At 66.9% G+C, this 18,957-nt stretch carries 15 protein-coding genes; 11 read left to right on the top strand and 4 right to left on the bottom strand.

What is annotated here, in order from left to right:
* Window positions 1-50: 50 nt before the first annotated feature.
* From ilvC to BM436_RS14935, 7 genes are all read left to right on the top strand, one after another.
* Entirely contained in the window at window positions 51-1,067 is a 1,017-nt protein-coding gene (ilvC, locus tag BM436_RS14965) for a ketol-acid reductoisomerase (RefSeq protein ID WP_093556325.1), read from the top strand.
* A gap of 201 nt (window positions 1,068-1,268) precedes the next feature.
* Window positions 1,269-3,299 carry a methyl-accepting chemotaxis protein gene (locus tag BM436_RS38485; RefSeq protein ID WP_143133143.1) on the top strand — a complete coding sequence of 677 codons (2,031 nt, stop codon included), beginning with the start codon at window positions 1,269-1,271 and terminating at the stop codon, window positions 3,297-3,299.
* Window positions 3,300-3,454: 155 nt separating this feature from the next.
* Complete coding sequence (locus BM436_RS14955) at window positions 3,455-4,588, top strand: acyl-CoA dehydrogenase family protein (RefSeq protein WP_093556323.1); 1,134 nt, start codon at window positions 3,455-3,457, stop codon at window positions 4,586-4,588.
* Window positions 4,589-4,786: 198 nt separating this feature from the next.
* Window positions 4,787-6,616 carry a putative bifunctional diguanylate cyclase/phosphodiesterase gene (locus BM436_RS14950; RefSeq protein WP_093556322.1) on the top strand — a complete coding sequence of 610 codons (1,830 nt, stop codon included), beginning with the start codon at window positions 4,787-4,789 and terminating at the stop codon, window positions 6,614-6,616.
* A 98-nt stretch (window positions 6,617-6,714) separates the two neighbouring features.
* On the top strand, window positions 6,715-7,473 hold the full coding sequence (locus BM436_RS14945; protein WP_093556321.1) for an SIMPL domain-containing protein: 759 nt from the start codon (window positions 6,715-6,717) through the stop codon (window positions 7,471-7,473).
* A 99-nt stretch (window positions 7,474-7,572) separates the two neighbouring features.
* On the top strand, window positions 7,573-8,439 hold the full coding sequence (pssA, locus tag BM436_RS14940; protein WP_093556320.1) for a CDP-diacylglycerol--serine O-phosphatidyltransferase: 867 nt from the start codon (window positions 7,573-7,575) through the stop codon (window positions 8,437-8,439).
* 24 nt (window positions 8,440-8,463) lie between these two features.
* Window positions 8,464-10,008 (top strand): 2-isopropylmalate synthase, encoded by a 1,545-nt coding sequence (locus BM436_RS14935; protein WP_093556319.1) that lies wholly within the window; start codon window positions 8,464-8,466, stop codon window positions 10,006-10,008.
* A 106-nt stretch (window positions 10,009-10,114) separates the two neighbouring features.
* On the opposite strand, the gene BM436_RS14930 is transcribed toward BM436_RS14935, so the two are convergent.
* Complete coding sequence (locus BM436_RS14930; RefSeq protein WP_093556318.1) at window positions 10,115-10,609, bottom strand: hypothetical protein; 495 nt, start codon at window positions 10,607-10,609, stop codon at window positions 10,115-10,117.
* A gap of 162 nt (window positions 10,610-10,771) precedes the next feature.
* Here BM436_RS14930 and rpsO point away from each other — a divergent pair, with 162 nt between their 5' ends.
* Window positions 10,772-11,041 carry a 30S ribosomal protein S15 gene (gene rpsO, locus BM436_RS14925; RefSeq protein ID WP_093556317.1) on the top strand — a complete coding sequence of 90 codons (270 nt, stop codon included), beginning with the start codon at window positions 10,772-10,774 and terminating at the stop codon, window positions 11,039-11,041.
* Window positions 11,042-11,285: 244 nt separating this feature from the next.
* Window positions 11,286-13,403, top strand: coding sequence for a polyribonucleotide nucleotidyltransferase (gene pnp / locus BM436_RS14920; protein ID WP_093556316.1), 2,118 nt, complete (start codon window positions 11,286-11,288; stop codon window positions 13,401-13,403).
* A 166-nt stretch (window positions 13,404-13,569) separates the two neighbouring features.
* Here pnp and BM436_RS14915 read toward each other — a convergent pair whose 3' ends face one another.
* From BM436_RS14915 to BM436_RS14905, 3 genes are read right to left on the bottom strand one after another with little or no spacing between them, the layout of a single operon-like run.
* The gene (locus BM436_RS14915; protein ID WP_218164860.1) at window positions 13,570-14,904 is read right to left on the bottom strand and encodes a sigma-54-dependent transcriptional regulator; all 1,335 of its coding nucleotides are present in this window, start codon (window positions 14,902-14,904) and stop codon (window positions 13,570-13,572) included.
* Entirely contained in the window at window positions 14,901-16,766 is a 1,866-nt protein-coding gene (locus BM436_RS14910) for a sensor histidine kinase (RefSeq protein ID WP_093556314.1), read from the bottom strand. Before BM436_RS14910 ends, BM436_RS14915 begins: the two co-directional genes overlap by 4 nt.
* A 57-nt stretch (window positions 16,767-16,823) precedes the next feature.
* Entirely contained in the window at window positions 16,824-18,113 is a 1,290-nt protein-coding gene (locus BM436_RS14905) for a dicarboxylate/amino acid:cation symporter (RefSeq protein WP_093556313.1), read from the bottom strand.
* A gap of 287 nt (window positions 18,114-18,400) precedes the next feature.
* Here BM436_RS14905 and BM436_RS14900 point away from each other — a divergent pair, with 287 nt between their 5' ends.
* Window positions 18,401-18,679, top strand: coding sequence for a type II toxin-antitoxin system RelE/ParE family toxin (locus BM436_RS14900; protein WP_093556385.1), 279 nt, complete (start codon window positions 18,401-18,403; stop codon window positions 18,677-18,679).
* 9 nt (window positions 18,680-18,688) lie between these two features.
* Entirely contained in the window at window positions 18,689-18,952 is a 264-nt protein-coding gene (locus BM436_RS14895; RefSeq protein WP_093556312.1) for a HigA family addiction module antitoxin, read from the top strand.
* The last annotated feature ends 5 nt before the right edge of the window (window positions 18,953-18,957 follow it).

Genomic DNA, 18,957 nt, shown 5'->3' with positions numbered 1-18,957 from the left:
ACAAACATTATTCAAGCAGCACGCACCCCATTACCACGATAGGAATGACCATGAAAGTTTTCTACGATAAAGACGCCGACCTCTCCCTGATCAAGGGCAAAAACGTTGCCATCATCGGCTACGGTTCGCAAGGCCACGCGCACGCGCAAAACCTGAACGATTCGGGCGTCAACGTGACCGTTGGCCTGCGCAAGGGCGGCGCGTCGTGGCAGAAAGTCGAGAAAGCCGGCCTGAAAGTGGCGGAAGTGAACGACGCCATCAAGGCCGCCGACGTCATCATGATCCTGCTGCCGGACGAGAACATCGCCCAGGTCTACAACGAAAACGTCGCCCCGAACGCCAAGGAAGGCGCCGTGCTGGCCTTCGCCCACGGCTTCAACGTGCACTACGGTCAAGTCGTGCCGCGCGCCGACCTGGACGTGATCATGGTCGCGCCGAAGGCCCCAGGCCACACCGTGCGCGGCACCTACAGCCAGGGCGGCGGCGTGCCGCACCTGATCGCCGTGTACCAGGACAAGTCCGGCAACGCCCGTGACATCGCCCTGTCGTACGCCTCGGCCAACGGCGGCGGCAAGGCCGGCATCATCGAAACCAACTTCCGCGAAGAAACCGAGACCGACCTGTTCGGCGAACAGGCCGTCCTGTGCGGCGGCGCGGTCGAGCTGATCAAGGCCGGCTTCGAAACCCTGACCGAAGCGGGCTACGCTCCGGAAATGGCCTACTTCGAGTGCCTGCACGAGCTGAAACTGATCGTCGACCTGATCTACGAAGGCGGCATCGCCAACATGAACTACTCGATCTCGAACAACGCGGAATACGGCGAATACGTCACCGGCCCGCGCGTCGTGACCGAAGACACCAAGAACGCGATGCGCCAGTGCCTGAAGGACATCCAGACCGGCGAATACGCGAAGAGCTTCATCCTGGAAAACAAGGCCGGCGCCCCGACCCTGATTTCCCGCCGCCGCCTGACCGCCGAGCACCCGATCGAAGAAGTCGGCGCCAAACTGCGCGCGATGATGCCTTGGATCGCCAAGAACAAGCTGGTCGACCAGTCGAAGAACTAAGCAGTCGCTCCACGACGCGGGATGGCGCAAGCCATTCCGTCAAGAACGGCCCGTTCGCTTGCGCGTCCGGGCCGTTTTCTTTGATGAACGCCTAATCCGGGCCATGTTGCCGTTATTAAAGTATTGCCTGCATGCTACGCTTCGCGATGGTTCGTAAGCTTCCGATCCTGATTTCGATTAACCGCGAGCGAGGGGATGATCATGTGGCGAGACTGGAGTATAGGCAGCAAGGTGTCGGCGGCGGCGTTCGGCATTGTGAGCGCGGTGTTCCTGGCGTTTGTGGTGCTGGTCGAGGCGGGCGTGTCGCGCCTGGCCGAGGCGGAGGCCGCGCGCGAGGTCGGCGACAAGACCCGTATGCTGTCCGACACGGTGGGCATCGTGGACGCCGACCTGCGCAAGCAGGTGACGGTGTACGCCAAGTTGTTCAAGAGCAAATTCCCGGATGGCTTCACGATCGATGCCGGCAACATGGTCAAGGTCGGCGCCGAAAGCGCGCCGGCGCTCAGCAGCGGCAAGATGCTCAACCTCGATTTCAGCGTGCCGGACGACTTCACCCGGCTGACGGGCGTGTACGCGACCGTGTTCGTGCGGCGCGGCGACGATTTCGTGCGCGTCACCACCTCGCACAAGAAGGAAAACGGCGAGCGCGCCATCGGCACCAAGCTCGACCATGCGCACCCCGGCTACCGCAAGGTGCTGGAAGGGCAGACCTACGCCGGTCCCGCCAGCCTGTTCGGCGGCATGTACATGACCAATTACGAGCCGATCAGGAACGCCGCCGGGCAGGTGATCGGCATCCTGTATGTCGGCGTCGGCTTCGACGAGTCGCTGCTGTCGCTGAAGAACAAGATCAAGGGCCTCAAGCTGGGCGAGACCGGCCACTACTTCGCGCTGGAGGCGCGCGCCGGCAAGGACCTGGGCAAACTGCTGATCCACGCCCAGGCGGAGGGGCGGAACGCTCTGGCCGCCAAGGACGACGCGGGCGGCGAATACATCCGCGGCATGCTGGAGCGCAAGCAGGGCGTGGCGCGCTACACGCTGGACGGCCGGGAACGCATCGCCGCCTACGACCATATCAAGAGCTGGGACATGGTGGTGGTGGGCGAGGCCGTCGTGGACGAGGTGACGGCGCCGGCCGCCGCGCTGCGCAACCGCCTCGCGCTGGTCGGCCTGGCGCTGGTGGCGCTGGTGGCGGCGCTGCTGTACCCGCTGGTGCTGGTGCTGGTGAAGCGCCCGCTCGAGCAGGCGCTGCGGGTGGCGCGCACGGTGGCGGAGGGCGACCTGGGCAGCCGGATCGAGGTCCGCTCCAAGGACGAGTGCGGTAAACTGATGGCCGCGCTGAAGGACATGAACGACAGCCTGGCCGCCATCGTCGGCCAGGTGCGCAGCGGCACGCTGGCGATCGAATCGACCGCCGTGCAAATGGCCGAGGGCAACCGCGACCTGGCCAGCCGCACCGAGGAGCAGGCCAGTTCCATCGAGGAGACGGCCGCCTCGATGACGGAACTGACCCGCGCCATGGAGCGCAACAGCGCCAGCGCCCAGCAGGCCGACGCGCTGGCGCAGTCGGCCTCCGAAGTGGCGCGCAAGGGCGGCGCGGTGGTGTCGCAGGTGGTGGCCACCATGGCCTCGATCAAGGCCTCGGCGCAAAAGATCGCCGACATCACCGGCGTCATCGACGGGCTGGCGTTCCAGACCAACATCCTGGCGCTGAACGCGGCCGTGGAGGCGGCGCGCGCCGGCGAGCAGGGCAGGGGCTTCGCCGTGGTGGCGACCGAGGTGCGCACCCTGGCGCAGCGCTCGGCGGCGGCCGCCAAGGAGATCAAGGTGCTGATCGGCGCCTCGGTCGAACAGGTCGAGCTGGGCGACCGGCTGGTGGCGAACGCCGGCGCCACCATGGAGGACATTGTCGCCAGCGTCAGCCGCGTGACCGGCATCATGGACGAGATGCAGGGCGCGGGCCGCGAGCAGGAGGTCGGCATCAACGAGGTCAGCGCGGCGGTGGGGCAGATGGACCAGGCGGTGCAAAGCAACGCCTCGCTGGTCGAGCAGGCCGCCGCCGCCGCCGCCGCCGACGCGCTGGAGGGCGAGGCCGCCAGGCTGGCGCGGATGGTACAGTTCTTCCGGCTGGCCGACCAGCGCGAGCCGGCGGCGGCGGCGCCTGCCGCGCCACCGGCGCGCGCCGCGTCCGCGCGCAAACCGGGGCCGCCGCCCGAGCGCATCGCCGCGTAAGGGACCGGCCACATGCTGTGCGCTGGGCGCGGCCGCGGCGCGAAACCGGGGACGGACCGCCGCGCCCCGGGCCGCGGCAAGGGCATGGGCCTTCGGTCGCGGGTCTGTCCCCATGGCGGCGGCCCGTGCCGCCCTTTATTGATTGGAGTTTGTGCATGCCGCAGTCGAAGTCCCCGCAGTTGAGGTCCGACCCTTTGCCCGAGCTGTTGTTTGCGCGGGATATCCGGCGCCTGCGCCAATTCGCCCCCGCGGCGGACGGCGCGGGCTGGCTGCACCCGGTGCAGCGGGCCCTGATCCACCGCCGGGGCTGGCTGCGCATGCTGGCGCCCAGGGCGGCCGGCGGCGCCGAGCTGCCGCTGCCCTACGCGGTGCGGCTGGAGGAGGCCATCGCCCGCGCCGACGGCAGCATGGGCTGGGTGGTCACGCTGTGCGCCGGGGCCGGCTGGTTCGCCGGCTTCCTGCCGCCTGCGCTGGCGCGTGAACTGATCGGCACGCGCCGCGTGTGCTTCGCCGGCAGCGGCGCGCCCACCGGCCACGCCGACGTCGAGGGCGACGGCTTCCGCATCACCGGCCGCTGGGACTACGCCAGTGGCGCGCCCATGGGCACCCATTTCACGCTGAACGCCATCCTGCGCCAGGACGGCGAAGTGTTGAGGGACGCCGCCGGCAATCCGCGCATCCGCGCCTTCCTGGTGCCCGCCGCGCTGGTGGCGCCGGAGCCCACGTGGCGCAGCGTCGGCCTGCGCGCCACCGCCTCGCACAGCTACCGCATCGAGGGCGCGTGGGTGGCCGGGGAATACGGCTTCGAGATCGGCGCCGCCACGGCCACGGCGGCGGGGCCGCTGTACCGCTTCCCCTTCTACCCGCTGGCCTACTTCACGCTGTCCGCCAACCTGGCCGGCATGGCCGCGCATTTCATCGAACTGGCGCGGGACGCCGTGGCGCGCCGCCGCGATCCCGCCAGCGGCGCCATGCTGGCCGAACTGCCCGCCGTGCGGCGGCGTTTCGCGCGGGCGGAGCGGGACATCGCCGAGGCGCGCACACGCTTCTACCGCTTGCTGGACGAGGCCTGGGCGCTGGTGGCCGAAGGCGGCGCGCTGGACGAGGCGGCCACCGCCGGCGTCAAGTCCGCGTCGTTGGAACTGGTGCAAGCCTGCCGCGGCGCGGTGGACGAGCTCTATCCCTATTGCGGCCTGCACGCGGCGAGTGAACTGAGCGACATCAACCGCGTCTGGCGCGATTTCCACACCGCCACCCAGCACACCCTGCTGTTGCCGCTGGCCGACTAAAACCCGCTCCTGCCGGCGTGCGCGGCGGCAACGCCGCGCGCTTCGTGGTATTCTCTGTACTCCGGGCAAGTTCTTGCCCGACCGAGCCTTACTCCCGCCCGGTTTCATGCCGTTATCGCATGCCGCTCATCCGGCATGCACCAGTGCCCAATCCCGCATTGTCGCCGCCGTGTCCACGGATTCCCCTGGTATAGACCCATGAGCCGACCAATGACCCATTTCGACCATTCTTTTGAAGCGAAGCGCCTGGCCGCTTTGCACCGATTAAACCTGCTGGACACGCCGCCCAGCGAATCGTTCGACCGCATCACCCGCATGGCCGCGCGCGTGTTCAACCTGCCGATCGCGGCCGTGTCGCTCACCGACAGCGACCGCCAGTGGTTCAAATCGCGTGTCGGCGTCGAGCACAGCTCCATCCCGCGCTCGCTCGCGCCCTGCGCCGGCGTGGCGGAGAGTTCCGCCGCGCTGGTGATCGCCGACATGCTGGCGGACCCGCTGTACCGGGACAGCCACCTGGCCCGCGGCGGCGTGCGCTTCTACGCCGGCGCGCCGCTAGTCACGCTGGACGGCCACTGCCTGGGCGCCATGTGCGTGCTGGGCATGGAGCCGCGGCAGGCGACGCCGGAAGAGCTGGCCCACCTGGCGGACCTGGCGGCCATGGTGATGGCGCAGATCGAGCTGCAGCACGCGCTGGGCCGCATCGATCCGATCAGTGGCCTGCCCAACCGCAACCAGTTCATCGAGGATTTCCAGGACTTGCAGCGGGTCCTCCCGGCCGGTTCGGCGGGCATGGTGGTGCTGATCAACCTGGCCACCCCGGAACAGATCAGCAACGCCGCGCGCGTCATGAATTCCTCCTACCTGGACGACCTGGTGAGCGACGGCGCCAGGAAGGTCGGCGTCCACCTGCGTCCCGGCCGCAAGCTGTACCACGTGGCCGCCACCCAGTTCGCGCTGATCGCGCCGGCGCCGGCCTCGCTGGACGGGTACGCGGCGGTGCTGGCCGAACGCCTGAGCGCCGGCGCGGCCGAATCCAGCGCCCGCTTCGTGGCCACGCCCACGGTGGGCGTGGCGCCGTTCGTGGTGGGAGAGTCCGATTGCCTGGACGTGCTGCGCACCGCCCACAGCGCCGCGCTGGACGCCTGCGATTGCCCCAGCCGCGTGGCCGTCTACTCGCGCGACGGGGACGCGGCCTACCAGCGCCGCTTCGCGCTGCTGAACGAGTTCGGCGCCGCGCTGGAGCGCGACAGTGGCCAGCTGCGCCTGGTGTACCAGCCGCGCGTGGACCTGAAGTCCGGCGCCTGCGTGGGCGTCGAGGCGCTGCTGCGCTGGACCCATCCGACCCTGGGCGTGGTGTCGCCGGGGGAGTTCATGCCGGTGGTCGAGCAGTCGTCGATGGCGCGCGCCGCCACCTTCTGGGTGCTGTCGCAGGCCATCGCCCAGCAGGGCGTGTGGCGGCGCGCCGGGCTGGGGCTGAAGATGTCGGTCAACGTCTCCGCCACCAATCTGCTCGAGCCCGATTTCGTGCCGGTGATCGAGGCCATCCTTGCCCGGCACCGCCTGCCGGCCGCCTGCCTGGAACTGGAAATCACCGAGAGCGCCATCATGGCGCAGCCCAGGAAGGCCAACGCCACGCTGGAGGCCATCGCGGCGGCCGGCATCGGCCTGGCGATCGACGATTTCGGCACCGGCTACAGCAGCCTGGCCTATCTGCAAAGCATGCCGGCCGACGTGGTCAAGATCGACCAGTCCTTCATCCGCGAGCTGGACGGCGACGAGCGCCGGCAGGCGCTGGTGTCCACCATGGTCAAGCTGTCCCACGACCTGGGCCTGCGGGTGGTGGCCGAGGGTGTGGAGAGCGCCTCCGTGCTGACGCTGCTCGAGCGCTTCGGCTGCGACGAGGCGCAGGGCTATCTGTTCGCCCGGCCGCTGGAGGCGGACAGCCTGCCGGCCTGGCGCGGCGCGGCCCGCCAGGGCGCCGCGCCCGGGACGCCCGCCCGGCGCGGCTGGCTGGCCATGCTGAGCTGAGGCGGGCCGGCGCGTTACAAAGCGTCACCAAGTGCCGCGCGCCGGGCGGCCCGCTTCGGTTACAGTGGCATCGTCATTCACTCACGGAGAACCGCAACATGACGATCCATAAAACCCTGCTGGCCGCCGCCTTGCTGCTGGGCTCGCAGGCCCACGCGCAATCGATGCCGACCGCCGGCACGCTGGTGATCGTTCCCGCCCACGGCGAAGTGACCGCGCCCAACGACCAGGCCGTGGCCACGCTGGCCATCGAGGAGCAGGACAAGGACAAGGCCGCCGCCGCCTCGCGCGTGAACCTGAAGATGAAGCAGGGCGTGGATATCGTGAAGAAAGCCGATCCCCAGGCCAGCCTGAAGACGCAGGGCTATTACACCTACCCGATCTATCCCGAGGACCGGCCGCCGCCGCCCGGCACGGCGCCGAAGCCGCGCGTGCCCACCGCCTGGCGCGTGGGCCAGTACCTGCAGATCACCACCACCAACATCGAGCGGCTGCCGGCCACGGTGGCCGCCGCGCAAAAGATCCTGACCTTGAACGGCCTGCACTTCGGCCTGTCGCGCGCGGCGACCAGGAAGCTGGACGAGCAGCGCATCGCCGCCACCTACCAGAACCTGAACGAGCGCATCGCCGCCATCGCGGCCGCCATGGGCCGCAAGACCGGCGACGCGGTGCTGGAAACGGTGGACTTCGAGGGTTCCGGCAACTACGGCGGCAACCAGCAGCGCGAGGCCTACGCGCCGGCGCCGATGGCGATGCGGGCCGCCAAGGCGGCCGACATGCAGGTGGAGGAGCCCAGCTTCGAGCCCGGCGAAACCACGCTGGACATGCGCCTTGTTGGCAAAGTGAAATTCAAATAAGGCCATCCTGCCCGCCCGATACCATTTCTTTTGCCGCCCGCGCCTCTCTCTATATAATAGGGGCGCAAGTTTCAACCGCAGCATTAGAAATGGAATCCAATGGCAAATTTCCCCCGTCGCAGAAACAAAAATGGCGCAGTCCTGCCCAAGGCCAAGAACTCGCGCTTCGCGCGCTTCGCCCGCAAGGTCAAGGGCCAGGACGACCTGCCGCGCTCGCGCGGCATCTACCTGCTGCCGAACGCGTTTACGACGGGGGCGCTGTTCTGCGGCTTCTACGCCATTGTGATGGCCATGAACCAGCGTTTCGAATACGCGGCCTGGGCCATCTTCGTGGCCATGGTGCTGGACGGCCTGGACGGCCGCATCGCCCGCCTCACCAACACCCAGAGCGAATTCGGCGCCCAGTACGACAGCCTGGCCGACATGGTGTCCTTCGGCGCCGCGCCGGCGCTGGTGATCTATGAATGGTCGCTGCGCGGCATGGGCAAGCTGGGCTGGATCGCCGCCTTCGTCTATTGCGCCGGCGCCGCGCTGCGCCTGGCCCGCTTCAACACCAATATCGAAGTGGTCGACAAGCGCTTCTTCCAGGGCCTGCCCAGCCCGGCGGCGGCCGCCATCGTGGTCGGTTTCGTGCTGCTGATGGTGGACCTGGAGGTGCCCGGCCTGCAGCTGTCCTGGACCTCGTTCGCCATCGCGCTGTTCGCCGGCCTGACGATGGTGACCAACGTGCCCTATTACAGCTTCAAGGAGCTGAACTTCCGCAAGTCGGTGCCCTTCATCTTCGTGTTCGTGATCGCGCTGGTGTTCGCGCTGGTGTCCATCGACCCGCCGAAAGTGCTGTTCCCGATCTTCATCATCTATGGCCTGTCCGGCTACGCCGTGTTCTTCTGGCGCATGGCCAAGGGCAAGCCCGTCAGCATCATCCAGACCGAAGAAGAACCCGTGGACCAGAGCGAACGACGCTAGGACCCGCCAAGCCCAGGAGCCAACATGAGCAACGACCGCCTCATCATATTCGACACCACCCTGCGCGACGGCGAGCAATCGCCGGGCGCCTCGATGACGCGGGAGGAAAAGCTGCGCATCGCCAAGCAGCTCGAACGGTTGCGGGTGGACGTGATCGAGGCCGGCTTCGCGGCCGCCTCCCAGGGGGACTTCGAATCGATCAGGGCGATCGCCTCGCACGTGCGCGAATCGACCGTGTGCTCGCTGTCGCGCGCCAACGACCGCGACATCGCCCGCGCCGCCGAGGCGCTGGCCCCGGCCGAGCGCAAGCGCATCCACACCTTCATCGCCACCTCGCCGCTGCACATGCAAATGAAGCTGCGCATGGAGCCCGAGCAGGTGCTGGAGCAGGCCAGGCTGGCCGTGCGCTTCGCCCGCAACCACACCGACGACATCGAATTCAGCCCGGAGGACGGCAGCCGCTCCGACGAGGACTTCCTGTGCCGCGTGCTGGAGGGCGTGATCGCCGAGGGCGCCACCACCATCAACTTCCCGGACACCGTGGGCTACGCCGTGCCCGAGATCTTCGGCGCCACCATCAAGCGGCTGCGCGAGCGCATTCCCAATTCGGACAAGGCCATCTGGTCGGTGCACTGCCACAACGACCTGGGGCTGGCGGTGGCCAACTCGCTGGCCGGCGTGATGATAGGCGGCGCGCGCCAGATCGAATGCACCATCAACGGCCTGGGCGAACGGGCCGGCAACACCGCGCTGGAGGAGGTGGTGATGGCGCTGCGCACGCGCCAGGCCTATTACAACCTGACGGTCGGCATCGACACCACGCAGATCGTGGCGGCCTCGAAAATGGTGTCGCAGATCACCGGTTTCGCGGTGCAGCCGAACAAGGCGGTGGTGGGCGCCAACGCCTTCGCGCACGCCTCCGGCATCCACCAGGACGGCATCCTGAAGGCGCGCGAGACCTACGAGATCATGCGCGCCGAGGACGTGGGCTGGACCGCCAACAAGATCGTGCTGGGCAAGCTGTCCGGCCGCAACGCCTTCAAGCAGCGGCTGCAGGAGCTGGGCATCGAGATGGAATCGGAGGCCGAGGTCAACGCCGCCTTCGGCCGCTTCAAGGAGCTGGCCGACCGCAAGTCCGAGATCTTCGACGAGGACATCGTGGCGCTGGTGACCGACGAGGAGCAGGCGCACGACAACGAGCACTACCGGCTGGTGTCGCTGGCGCAGAGCTCCGAGACGGGCGAGACGCCGCGCGCCCGGATCGTGTTCTCGATCGGCGGCAAGGAGCAGGCCGCCGAGGGCACCGGCGACGGCCCGGTGGACGCCATGGTCAACGCCATCGAAAGCCAGGCGCGCAGCGGGGCCGAACTGGTGCTGTTCTCGATCAACGCCATCAGCACCGGCACCCAGTCGCAGGGCGAGGTGACGATGCGGCTGTCGCACGCGGGGCGCATCGTCAACGGCGTCGGCGCTGACCCGGACATCGTGGTCGCCTCGGCCAAGGCCTACTTGTCCGGCCTGAACAAGCTGCACTCGAAAACCGAGCGCCTCAACCCGCAGACCGAATAGGCTGAAACCAGAGGCAAATTCTGGGGTCAGACCCTTCGGGATCGGTAGGAGCCCCACCGGGGCTCCTACCCCCAACGGGTCTGACCCCGGCCTTCGGCTCTGGTTCTTAGCGGAAGAAGCTGCGCTTTTCCTCGCGGTCGGGGTCGGGCCCGGCCATCATGTCGCGCACGATGCCGTTCTTGTCGAAATGGACGTGCATCATCGCGTCCCACACGTCCGACTGCTTGTAGCGGTAGGACCACACGTGCAGCTCGCGCAGCGGCAGGTAGGACTTCTCGGTCGGGTGCCCGACCGTGCTCACCACCTTCTCGATCCGGTCCGCGCCCACCTTGATGGTGCCGAACTTGGCGTCCGTCAGCACCTGCTCGTAGGAGCGCAGCGCGCCGTCCGATCCGAACCTGGCCATGTAGGTGCGCTGGCCGAACGGCCCGGTCGCGTATTCGAGCAAGGTGTCGCCGCCGTCGGGGATGGTCGAGGTCGGCTGGCCGAGACGGGCGCGTACCGCGTCGATGCGCTCGCCGGCCACCGGTGGCGGGGCGCCGAAGCCGGCGCAGCCGCCCAGCAGCACGGGGATGAGTGACGATAGGATAAGTTTTTTCATGTGAAAGCTCCCTGGTTAGGCGTACATGGCTAATTCTATCCACATTCGGCGCCGAATCCGCTATACTTGCGGGTCTGGTCTTTCTGGACCAGGCTTTTTTATCAACGTTACTCACGGTGCGCAGGGTTCAGACTCCGTACACCGCATGTGAAAGGTATTACCATGACCGTAGAAAACATCAACAAAGCCGCGATCATCGCGGACAACGCACGTGGCCAGAACGACACCGGCTCCCCAGAAGTTCAAGTTGCGCTGCTGACCGCACGCATCAACGAACTGAACGGTCACTTCAAAGCCCACAGCAAGGATCACCACAGCCGCCGCGGCCTGATCATGATGGTTAACCGTCGTAAGAGCCTGCTGGCCTACCTGAAAAACAAAGATGCGACCCGTTACCGCGACCTGATCGCCAAACTGGGCCTGCGTAAGTAATCTTTGCACGTCCCGGCTTAACGCCACGATGCCTGCGTCAGTTCTCTGCCGCGGGCATTTTGTCATTCTGAGCCGGGAAAAAACTTGCCAATTGGCACGTTTGGTGGTCCGGCGGTACGCAGTACCCTAAGCAAAGTGGCAACAAGAACAGCAGTAAGGCAGCGGCCGGCGCTTATGGCCGCTGACTGTGGTGAGGTGAACGACAGCTCCTGAAAATCTGTCGGCAAATAGAAAGGGATTACCCATGTTTAACAAAGTTACGAAAACCTTCCAGTACGGCCAACACACCGTGACCCTGGAAACCGGCGAAATCGCCCGCCAGGCTTCCGGCGCGGTGCTGGTGTCGGTGGACGACACCGTTGTGCTGGCGACCGTGGTGGCGCGCAAGGACGCGAAACCGGGCCAGGACTTCTTCCCGTTGACCGTGGACTACCTGGAAAAGACCTACGCGGCCGGTAAAATCCCTGGCGGCTTCTTCAAGCGCGAAGGCCGTCCTTCCGAAAAAGAAACCCTGACGTCCCGCCTGATCGACCGTCCCATCCGTCCGCTGTTCCCTGAAGGCTACATGAACGAAGTGCAGGTGATCATTCACGTGCTGTCGGTCAACCCTGAAATCGATCCGGACATCGCCTCGATGATCGGCGCCTCGGCCGCCCTGTGCGTCTCCGGCGTGCCCTTCAACGGCCCGATCGGCGCTGCCCGCGTGGGTTACGCCAACGGCCAGTACATCCTGAACCCGACCACCACCCAGCTGAAAACCTCGCAGATGGACCTGGTTGTGGCCGGCACCGAGACCGCCGTGCTGATGGTGGAATCGGAAGCCAAGCAACTGTCCGAGGAAATCATGCTGGGCGCCGTCGTGTACGGCCACGAGCAGATGAAAGCGGTCATCGACGCGATCCACGAACTGGTGCGCGACGGCGGCAAGCCCGAGCAGGTATGGACCGCTCCGGCCAAGAACGAGGCGCTGATCGCCAAGGTGACGCAGTTCGCCGAGGCGAAAATCAACGCCGCCTACCAGACCAAGGACAAGCAGGCCCGCACCGACAAGCTGCGCGCGATGTCGGCCGAGGTGGTGGCCGACCTGGCCGCCGACGCGGCCGCCAACGGCGTCGACGCGCCGGACGGCGTGGAAGTGGGCAACATCCTGTTCGACATGGAAGCCAAGGTCGTGCGTTCGCAGATCCTGGAAGGCGAGCCGCGCATCGACGGCCGCGACACCCGCACCGTGCGCCCGATCTCGATCCGCACCTCCGTGCTGCCGCGCACCCACGGTTCCGCGCTGTTCACCCGCGGCGAAACCCAGGCGCTGGTCGTCGCCACGCTGGGCACCGCCCGCGACTCGCAGAAGATCGACGCCCTGATGGGCGAGTACACCGACGACTTCATGCTGCACTACAACATGCCTCCGTTCGCCACCGGCGAAACCGGCCGCGTCGGTACGCCGAAGCGCCGCGAAGTGGGCCACGGCCGCCTGGCCAAGCGCGCGCTGATCGCCGCGCTGCCGGCCGCCGACGAGTTCAGCTACTCGGTGCGCCTGGTGTCCGAGATCACCGAATCGAACGGTTCCTCGTCGATGGCCTCAGTCTGCGGCGGCTGCCTGGCGCTGATGGACGCCGGCGTGCCGATGAAGGCGCACGTGGCCGGCATCGCCATGGGCCTGATCAAGGAAGGCGGCCGTTTCGCCGTGCTGTCCGACATCCTGGGTGACGAAGACCACCTGGGCGACATGGACTTCAAGGTGGCCGGCACCGCCAACGGCATCACCGCGCTGCAGATGGACATCAAAATCCAGGGCATCACCAAGGAAATCATGCAAGTGGCGCTGGCGCAAGCCAAGGAAGGCCGCGAGCACATCCTGGGCGAAATGCAGAAGGCCATGCCGCACGTGAAGACCGAGCTGTCCGACTTCGCGCCGCGCCTGATCACCATCAAGATCAACCCCGAGAAGATCCGCGACGTGATCGGCAAGGGCGGCGCCGTGATCCGCGCGCTGACCGAGGAAACCGGCACCCAGATCGACATCAGCGACGAGGGCGTGGTCACCATCGCCTCCGTGGACGCCGCCGCCGGCCAGGAAGCCAAGCGCCGCATCGAAGAGCTGACCGCGTCGGTCGAAGTGGGCAAGACCTACGACGGCACCGTGCTGAAACTGCTGGACTTCGGCGCCATCGTGCAAGTGATGCCGGGCAAGGACGGCCTGCTGCACATCTCGCAGATCGCCAACGAGCGTGTGAACGCCGTCGCCGACTACCTGAAGGAAGGCCAGCAAGTGCGCGTCAAGGTTCTGGAAACCGACGACCGCGGCCGCCTGAAGCTGTCGATGAAAGCCGCCGAGGAAGCGCAAGCCGCGGCGCAGTAATCGCCAAGGCCCCATGAAAAAACCGCCAGCGCGCAAGCCTGGCGGTTTTTTTTATCGTCCCGCGCGGCGCCGGACGGCGTTAAAAAGGGGTCAGGTTCGGTATTTTTTTTAATACCGTAAAAAGGGGTCAGGTCGGTATTTTTTTAATACCGAACCTGACCCCTTTTTAATTTTGGGGGCGGTAGTCGTCGGCGCTGATGCCGTACTTTTGCATCTTGTGGTACATGGTCTGCTTGGGCAGGCCGAGCGCGGCGCAGGCCTCGGCGACGCTGCCGCCGGCGTTGCGCAGCTCGTTCTCGATCAGCATGCGCTCGAAGGCGCCGACCTGGTCGGCCAGCGGCAGCGGCGCGTTGGCCCCGGCGCCGGCGGTCAGCCCCAGCACGAAACGGTCGGCCGCGTTGCGCAGCTCGCGCACGTTGCCGGGCCAGTCGTGCGCCATCAGCGCCTGCATGTGCGCCGGCGGCACCACCGGGGCGGGGCGCTTGTAGCGCGCCGCCGCGTCCAGCATGAAGTGCTCGAACAGCATCGGAATGTCTTCCCGGCGCTCGCGCAGCGGCGGGATGCGCAGCACGATCAGGTTGAGGCGGTAGTACAGGTCGCTGCGGAACTTGCCCTGGTCCGAATACTCCTTCAAATCCACCTTGGCCGCGGCGATGACGCGCACGTCCAGCTGCACCGGCTGGTTGGAGCCCAGCCGCTCGATGTAGCGCTCCTGCAGCACCCGCAGCAGCTTGACCTGCATCGCCAGCGGCAGGCTTTCTATCTCGTCCAGGAACAGCGAGCCCTGCGACGCGTGCTCGATCTTGCCCACCTGGCGCTTGGCGGCGCCGGTGAAGGCGCCCGGCTCGTGGCCGAACAACTCGCTTTCGAAGATGGTCTCCGGGATCGCGCCGCAATTGATGGCCACGTAGTGGTGCCGGCTGCGCTCGCTGTACTGGTGCAGGCAGCGCGCCACCAGTTCCTTGCCGGTGCCGGTTTCGCCGTAGATCAGCACGTCGGCCGGCTGGTCGGCCACGTCCAGGATCAGCCGGCGCAGCGCCAGCATGGCGGGGGCGTTGCCCAGCAGGCAGGCGTCGATGCCGGCGTTGTGCTCCAGGCGCTGGCGCAGCGTGTGCACCTCCAGCTGCAGGCGGCGCTTGTCGGCCGCGCGCCGCGCCACGTCGGCCAGCTGCTCGGAGGAGTAGGGCTTCTCGATGAAGTCGTAGGCGCCGTCCTGGATCGCCTGCACCGCCATGGCGATGTCGCCGTGGCCCGTCACCAGGATCACCGGCAGCTCGGGATCGATGGCGCGCGCGGCCTCCAGCAGGTCCAGCCCGCTCATGCCGGGCAGGCGCACGTCGCTCACCAGCACCATCGGCATGTGCGGCCGCAGCAGCTTGCACACCGGCTCGGCGCTCTCGAAGCTGCGCACGGTGAAGCCGGCCAGGTCCAGCGCCTGCTCGCTGCCGGCGCGCACGGCGGGGTCGTCCTCGACCAGGATCACTTCTATGTCGTCCATCATGTCTCCTGCGCCGCTTTGAGTTCGATGACGAAGCAGGCGCCGGTCTCGCATTGCTCGGCGCGCAGCGTGCCGCCGAAGTCGCGCACGATCTGCTCCGAGATGGCCAGCCCCAGCCCCAGTCCCTCGCCTTGCGGCTTGGTGGTGTAGAAAGGTTCGAACAGCCGTGCGCGCGCCTCGTCCGTGAGGCCGGGGCCGCTGTCGGACACGCCGATGCGCACCTGCCCGTCCGCGCCCGTCACCTCCAGCCCCAGCCGCCGCACGGGGCAGCCGGCCATCGAGTCCAGCGCGTTGGTCATCAGGTTCAGCAGCACCTGCTCCAGCCGGTTGCTGTCGCACAGCGCGTAGATGTCGGCCTCGGCGATGCGCAGCTGGAAGGTCACCTTGTCCAGCTGCAGGCGGCGCTCGACCAGCACCAGCGCGTTCGAGATCGCGGTGTGCACGGACACCGCCTCCAGCTCGGCGTTGGACTTGCGCGCGAAGCTTTTCAGCTTGCCGGTGATGCTGCCCATGCGCGCCACGACCTGCGAGATGGTCTTCAGGTTGTGCTTCACGTCGTCCATGCGGCCGCGGTCGAACAGCAGCACGGCGTTGTCGGACATGGTCCGCAGCGCCGTCAGCGGCTGGTTCAGCTCGTGCGTGATGCTGGCCGACATCTGCCCCAGCACCGCCATCTTGCCGGCCTGGAACAGCTCGTTCTGGGTGATGTGCAGGCGCTGCTCGGCCTCGCGCCGCACGTCCACCTCCTTGCTCAGGTCCTGCGTCATGCGCGCCAGGCTGGCGGTGCGTTCGTCGACCATGCGCTCCAGGTCGTCGTAGGCGTGCTGCAGGTCCTCCTTGGCCCGCAGGCGCTGGCGCCACAGCAGGAACAGCAGCAGCAGGAAGCCGTAGGCCAGCAGCGCGAACAGGAAGGCGACGCGGGCGTTGCCGCGCGCCTGGCTCAGGTCGGACAGGTAGATGAAGGTCCAGTCGCGCGGCGCCAGCGAGCGGGTCTGCGCCAGCATGCGCGGCGGCGCGGCCGCCAGGCCGGCGCCGGTGTCGCGGATGGCCAACAGGCGGGTGCCGTTGGCCTGCGGCTGGTCCGACGCCAGCGTCAGCGCCGTCAGCGGCTGGCGGTGGTATTGCCGCGTGTGTTCCAGCTGGGCCCGCACGTCGGCCGCCAGCGGCCGCAGCGTCTTGTATTTCCAGGCCCGCGCCGAGGTGAGGAAGATGACGCCGTTGGCGTCCACCAGCATCACCTTGTCCGCGCCCTGGGCCCAGTTCTTTTCCAGTTCCTCGATGTTCACCTTCACCACCGCCACGCCCAGCATGCGGCCGTTCTTGTAGATGCCGTGCGCGTAGAAGTAGCCCGGCTCGCCGTTGGTGGTGCCGACGCCGTAGAAGCCGCCGGGCTGGCCGCGCAGCGCGTCCTTCAGGTAGGGGCGGAAGCCGACGTCGTCGCCGACGAAGCTGTCCTTCTGGCGCCAGTTGCTGGCCGCCTGCGTGCGGCCCAGCAGGTTGACCACGTAGATGGTGCTGGAGCCGGCCTGGCGGTTGATGCCCTCCAGGTATTCGTTGACGCCGTTGCGCAGGGCCTCGTCGCCGGGGCGTTCCAGCAGCGCGACCACGTCCTTGTCCAGTTCCAGCATGCGCGGCACGAAGTCGTATTTGTCGAGCAGGTTTTCCAGGCTGGTGGCGTACACCTCCAGCCGTTGCGCGCCCGCCGCCCGCAGGCGCTCGGTGGCCAGGGAATCGACCCACCAGTAGGCCAGGTAGGGCAGCGCCAGCCCGGCCAGCAGCACCAGGCCCCAGAAGGTGCGGGCGCGGTGCGGCCGGCGCGCGTGGGCCTGGGCGGGGGGGAGGGTGTCGGGCTGGGCTGGCATCATGGGCAACTATAGCAAACCGCGGGCGTCCCCGGTGGCGCGGGGACGCGGGATATGGCCTTAGGCGGCGTGCACGTAGGTGTGCTCGTCCTTTTGCGTGTCCTTCCGCGCTTCCTGCTCGCCCAGCGCGCCCTCCCACTTGGCGACGACGGCCGTGGCGATGGCGTTGCCCACCGCGTTGGTGGCCGAGCGGCCCATGTCCAGGAACTGGTCCACGCCCATCAACAGCAGCAGGCCGGCCTCGGGGATGTTGAACTGGGTCAGCGTGGCGGCGATCACCACCAGCGAGGCGCGCGGCACGCCGGCGATGCCCTTGGAGGTCAGCATCAGCACCAGCAGCATGGTGATCTGGGTGCCGACCGACAGGTCGATGCCGTAGGCCTGGGCGATGAACAGCACGGCGAAGGTGCAATACATCATCGAGCCGTCCAGGTTGAAGGAATAGCCCATCGGCAGCACGAAGCTGGAGATGCGGCGCGGCACGCCGAACTTGTCCAGCGCGATCAGCATCTTGGGATAGGCGGCTTCCGAGCTGGCGGTGGAGAAGGCCAGCAGGAAGGGTTCGCGGATCAGGGCCAGCAGCTTGAAGATGCGCGGACCGACCACCGCCAGGCCCGCCACGATCAGCAGCGCCCACAGGCAAACCAGGCCGAGGTAGAAGCCGCCCATGAATTTGGCGAAGGTGGCCAGGATGCCCAGGCCGTTGGTGGTGACCACCGAGGCCATCGCCGCGAACACCGCCAGCGGGGCCATTTTCATGATGGCGCCGGTGATGTTCAGCATCACCTGGGCCAGCTCATCGATCACGGCGGTCAGGCGCTTGCCCGATTCGCCCAGCGCGCCCAGCGCGCTGCCGAAGAACAGCGAGAACACCAGCACCTGCAGGATCTCGTTGTTGGCCATGGCCTCGATCGGCGACTTCGGCACCACGTGCGAGACGAAGTCCTTGAGCGTGAAGGCGGCGGTTTTCAGGCCGGTGGCGGCGTCGGACGGCGGCAGCGGCAGGCCGAGGTTGGTCCCCAGCTGCATGATGTTGGACAGCACCATGCCCAAGGTCAGCGACGTCAGCGAGGCCAGCATGAACCAGCCGAAGGCCTTGGCGCCGATGCGTCCGGCGGCCTTGCCGTCGGCCAGGTTGGCGATGCCGACCGTCAGCGTGGAGAACACCAGCAGCGCGATGATCATCTTGATCAGGCGCAGGAAGACGTCGCTCACCAGCGAGATGTGGGCCGAGATGTCGGCGGTCATTTTCTTGTCCGGGAACAGCGTGTGGCAGGCGTAGCCCACCGCGATGCCGGCCAGCATGGCCAGCATGATGTACAGCGTAAGAGGACGTTTTTTCTTGTGCATTGCGGTCTCCGTCGTGGTCAGGACCGCGGCGGGGCGCCGCGGGATTGCCATCTTTATTAGCAATCGGTGTGCCCGCTTGGGCTGTGCTGCAAGTTGTTGTTTCTAAAGGTATTTGTGGCGCGTTCGGCTGCGCGCCGTATGAGGTCTTGGACTGGCGGCGCGAGCGAGGTATGAATCCTTGGACGGTGGCGCCGTTTGGCCGCGATCAAACGCAGCCGAAGTTTTTGAGGTCATGCTCGTTCGGGGAAGCCGGGTTTGCGGGCGGCCACTCGACGGAGTACATTCACATGATCCGGTCATTTGCGACGAAGGAAACCGAGTTACTTTTCCGCAGCCAGCCTGTGGGCCGATTGCGGTACATAGAAAACGCGGCGAGGCGCAAGCTCTTGATGCTGCACGCCGCGACGCGGTTGGAAGAGCTGAAGTCACAGCCAGGCAACAGGCTCGAGCGCCTGGGCGGTGACCGGGCGGGGCAATGTAGTATCCGGATTAACGACCGCTGGCGGATCTGTTTTACGTGGCGCCCGGATGGCGCTTACGATGTCGAGATCGTTGACTATCACTAGGAGTTGTTTATGAGGACGCGTCTGGAGGAAATCCACCCTGGCGAGATTTTGCTCGCCGAGTTCCTGCAGCCTCTGGGCTTGACGATCTCACAGTTGGCGCAAGAGATCGAGGTCGGGCAGGAGGTCCTTGCCACCGTCGTTGATCGGCGTGAAGCGATTACGGCCGACCTGGCGCAAAGGCTGGGCAAGCGCTTCAAGGTTAGCGCCCAGTTCTGGCTGAACCTTCAGGCCGAGTACGACAAGCGGATGCTGCTCGGCCATCTGCTGCCATGATAAGG

The organism is Pseudoduganella namucuonensis (assembly GCF_900116645.1).
Taxonomy (GTDB): Bacteria; Pseudomonadota; Gammaproteobacteria; order Burkholderiales; family Burkholderiaceae_D; genus Rugamonas; species Rugamonas namucuonensis.
Note: the sequence above shows the minus strand (reverse complement) of the source record. Positions and strands in the feature narration are given on the sequence as shown.

Coding starts and splice junctions, on each gene's coding strand:
- BM436_RS14955 (WP_093556323.1), top strand. CDS start 3,455: ATGCCGCAGTCGAAGTCCCCGCAGTTGAGGTCCGACCCTTTGCCCGAG.
- BM436_RS38485 (WP_143133143.1), top strand. CDS start 1,269: ATGTGGCGAGACTGGAGTATAGGCAGCAAGGTGTCGGCGGCGGCGTTC.
- BM436_RS14905 (WP_093556313.1), bottom strand. CDS start 18,113: ATGCACAAGAAAAAACGTCCTCTTACGCTGTACATCATGCTGGCCATG.
- BM436_RS14895 (WP_093556312.1), top strand. CDS start 18,689: ATGAGGACGCGTCTGGAGGAAATCCACCCTGGCGAGATTTTGCTCGCC.
- rpsO (WP_093556317.1), top strand. CDS start 10,772: ATGACCGTAGAAAACATCAACAAAGCCGCGATCATCGCGGACAACGCA.
- BM436_RS14935 (WP_093556319.1), top strand. CDS start 8,464: ATGAGCAACGACCGCCTCATCATATTCGACACCACCCTGCGCGACGGC.
- BM436_RS14910 (WP_093556314.1), bottom strand. CDS start 16,766: ATGATGCCAGCCCAGCCCGACACCCTCCCCCCCGCCCAGGCCCACGCG.
- BM436_RS14930 (WP_093556318.1), bottom strand. CDS start 10,609: ATGAAAAAACTTATCCTATCGTCACTCATCCCCGTGCTGCTGGGCGGC.
- pnp (WP_093556316.1), top strand. CDS start 11,286: ATGTTTAACAAAGTTACGAAAACCTTCCAGTACGGCCAACACACCGTG.
- BM436_RS14945 (WP_093556321.1), top strand. CDS start 6,715: ATGACGATCCATAAAACCCTGCTGGCCGCCGCCTTGCTGCTGGGCTCG.
- ilvC (WP_093556325.1), top strand. CDS start 51: ATGAAAGTTTTCTACGATAAAGACGCCGACCTCTCCCTGATCAAGGGC.
- BM436_RS14900 (WP_093556385.1), top strand. CDS start 18,401: ATGATCCGGTCATTTGCGACGAAGGAAACCGAGTTACTTTTCCGCAGC.
- BM436_RS14950 (WP_093556322.1), top strand. CDS start 4,787: ATGAGCCGACCAATGACCCATTTCGACCATTCTTTTGAAGCGAAGCGC.
- BM436_RS14915 (WP_218164860.1), bottom strand. CDS start 14,904: ATGATGGACGACATAGAAGTGATCCTGGTCGAGGACGACCCCGCCGTG.
- pssA (WP_093556320.1), top strand. CDS start 7,573: ATGGCAAATTTCCCCCGTCGCAGAAACAAAAATGGCGCAGTCCTGCCC.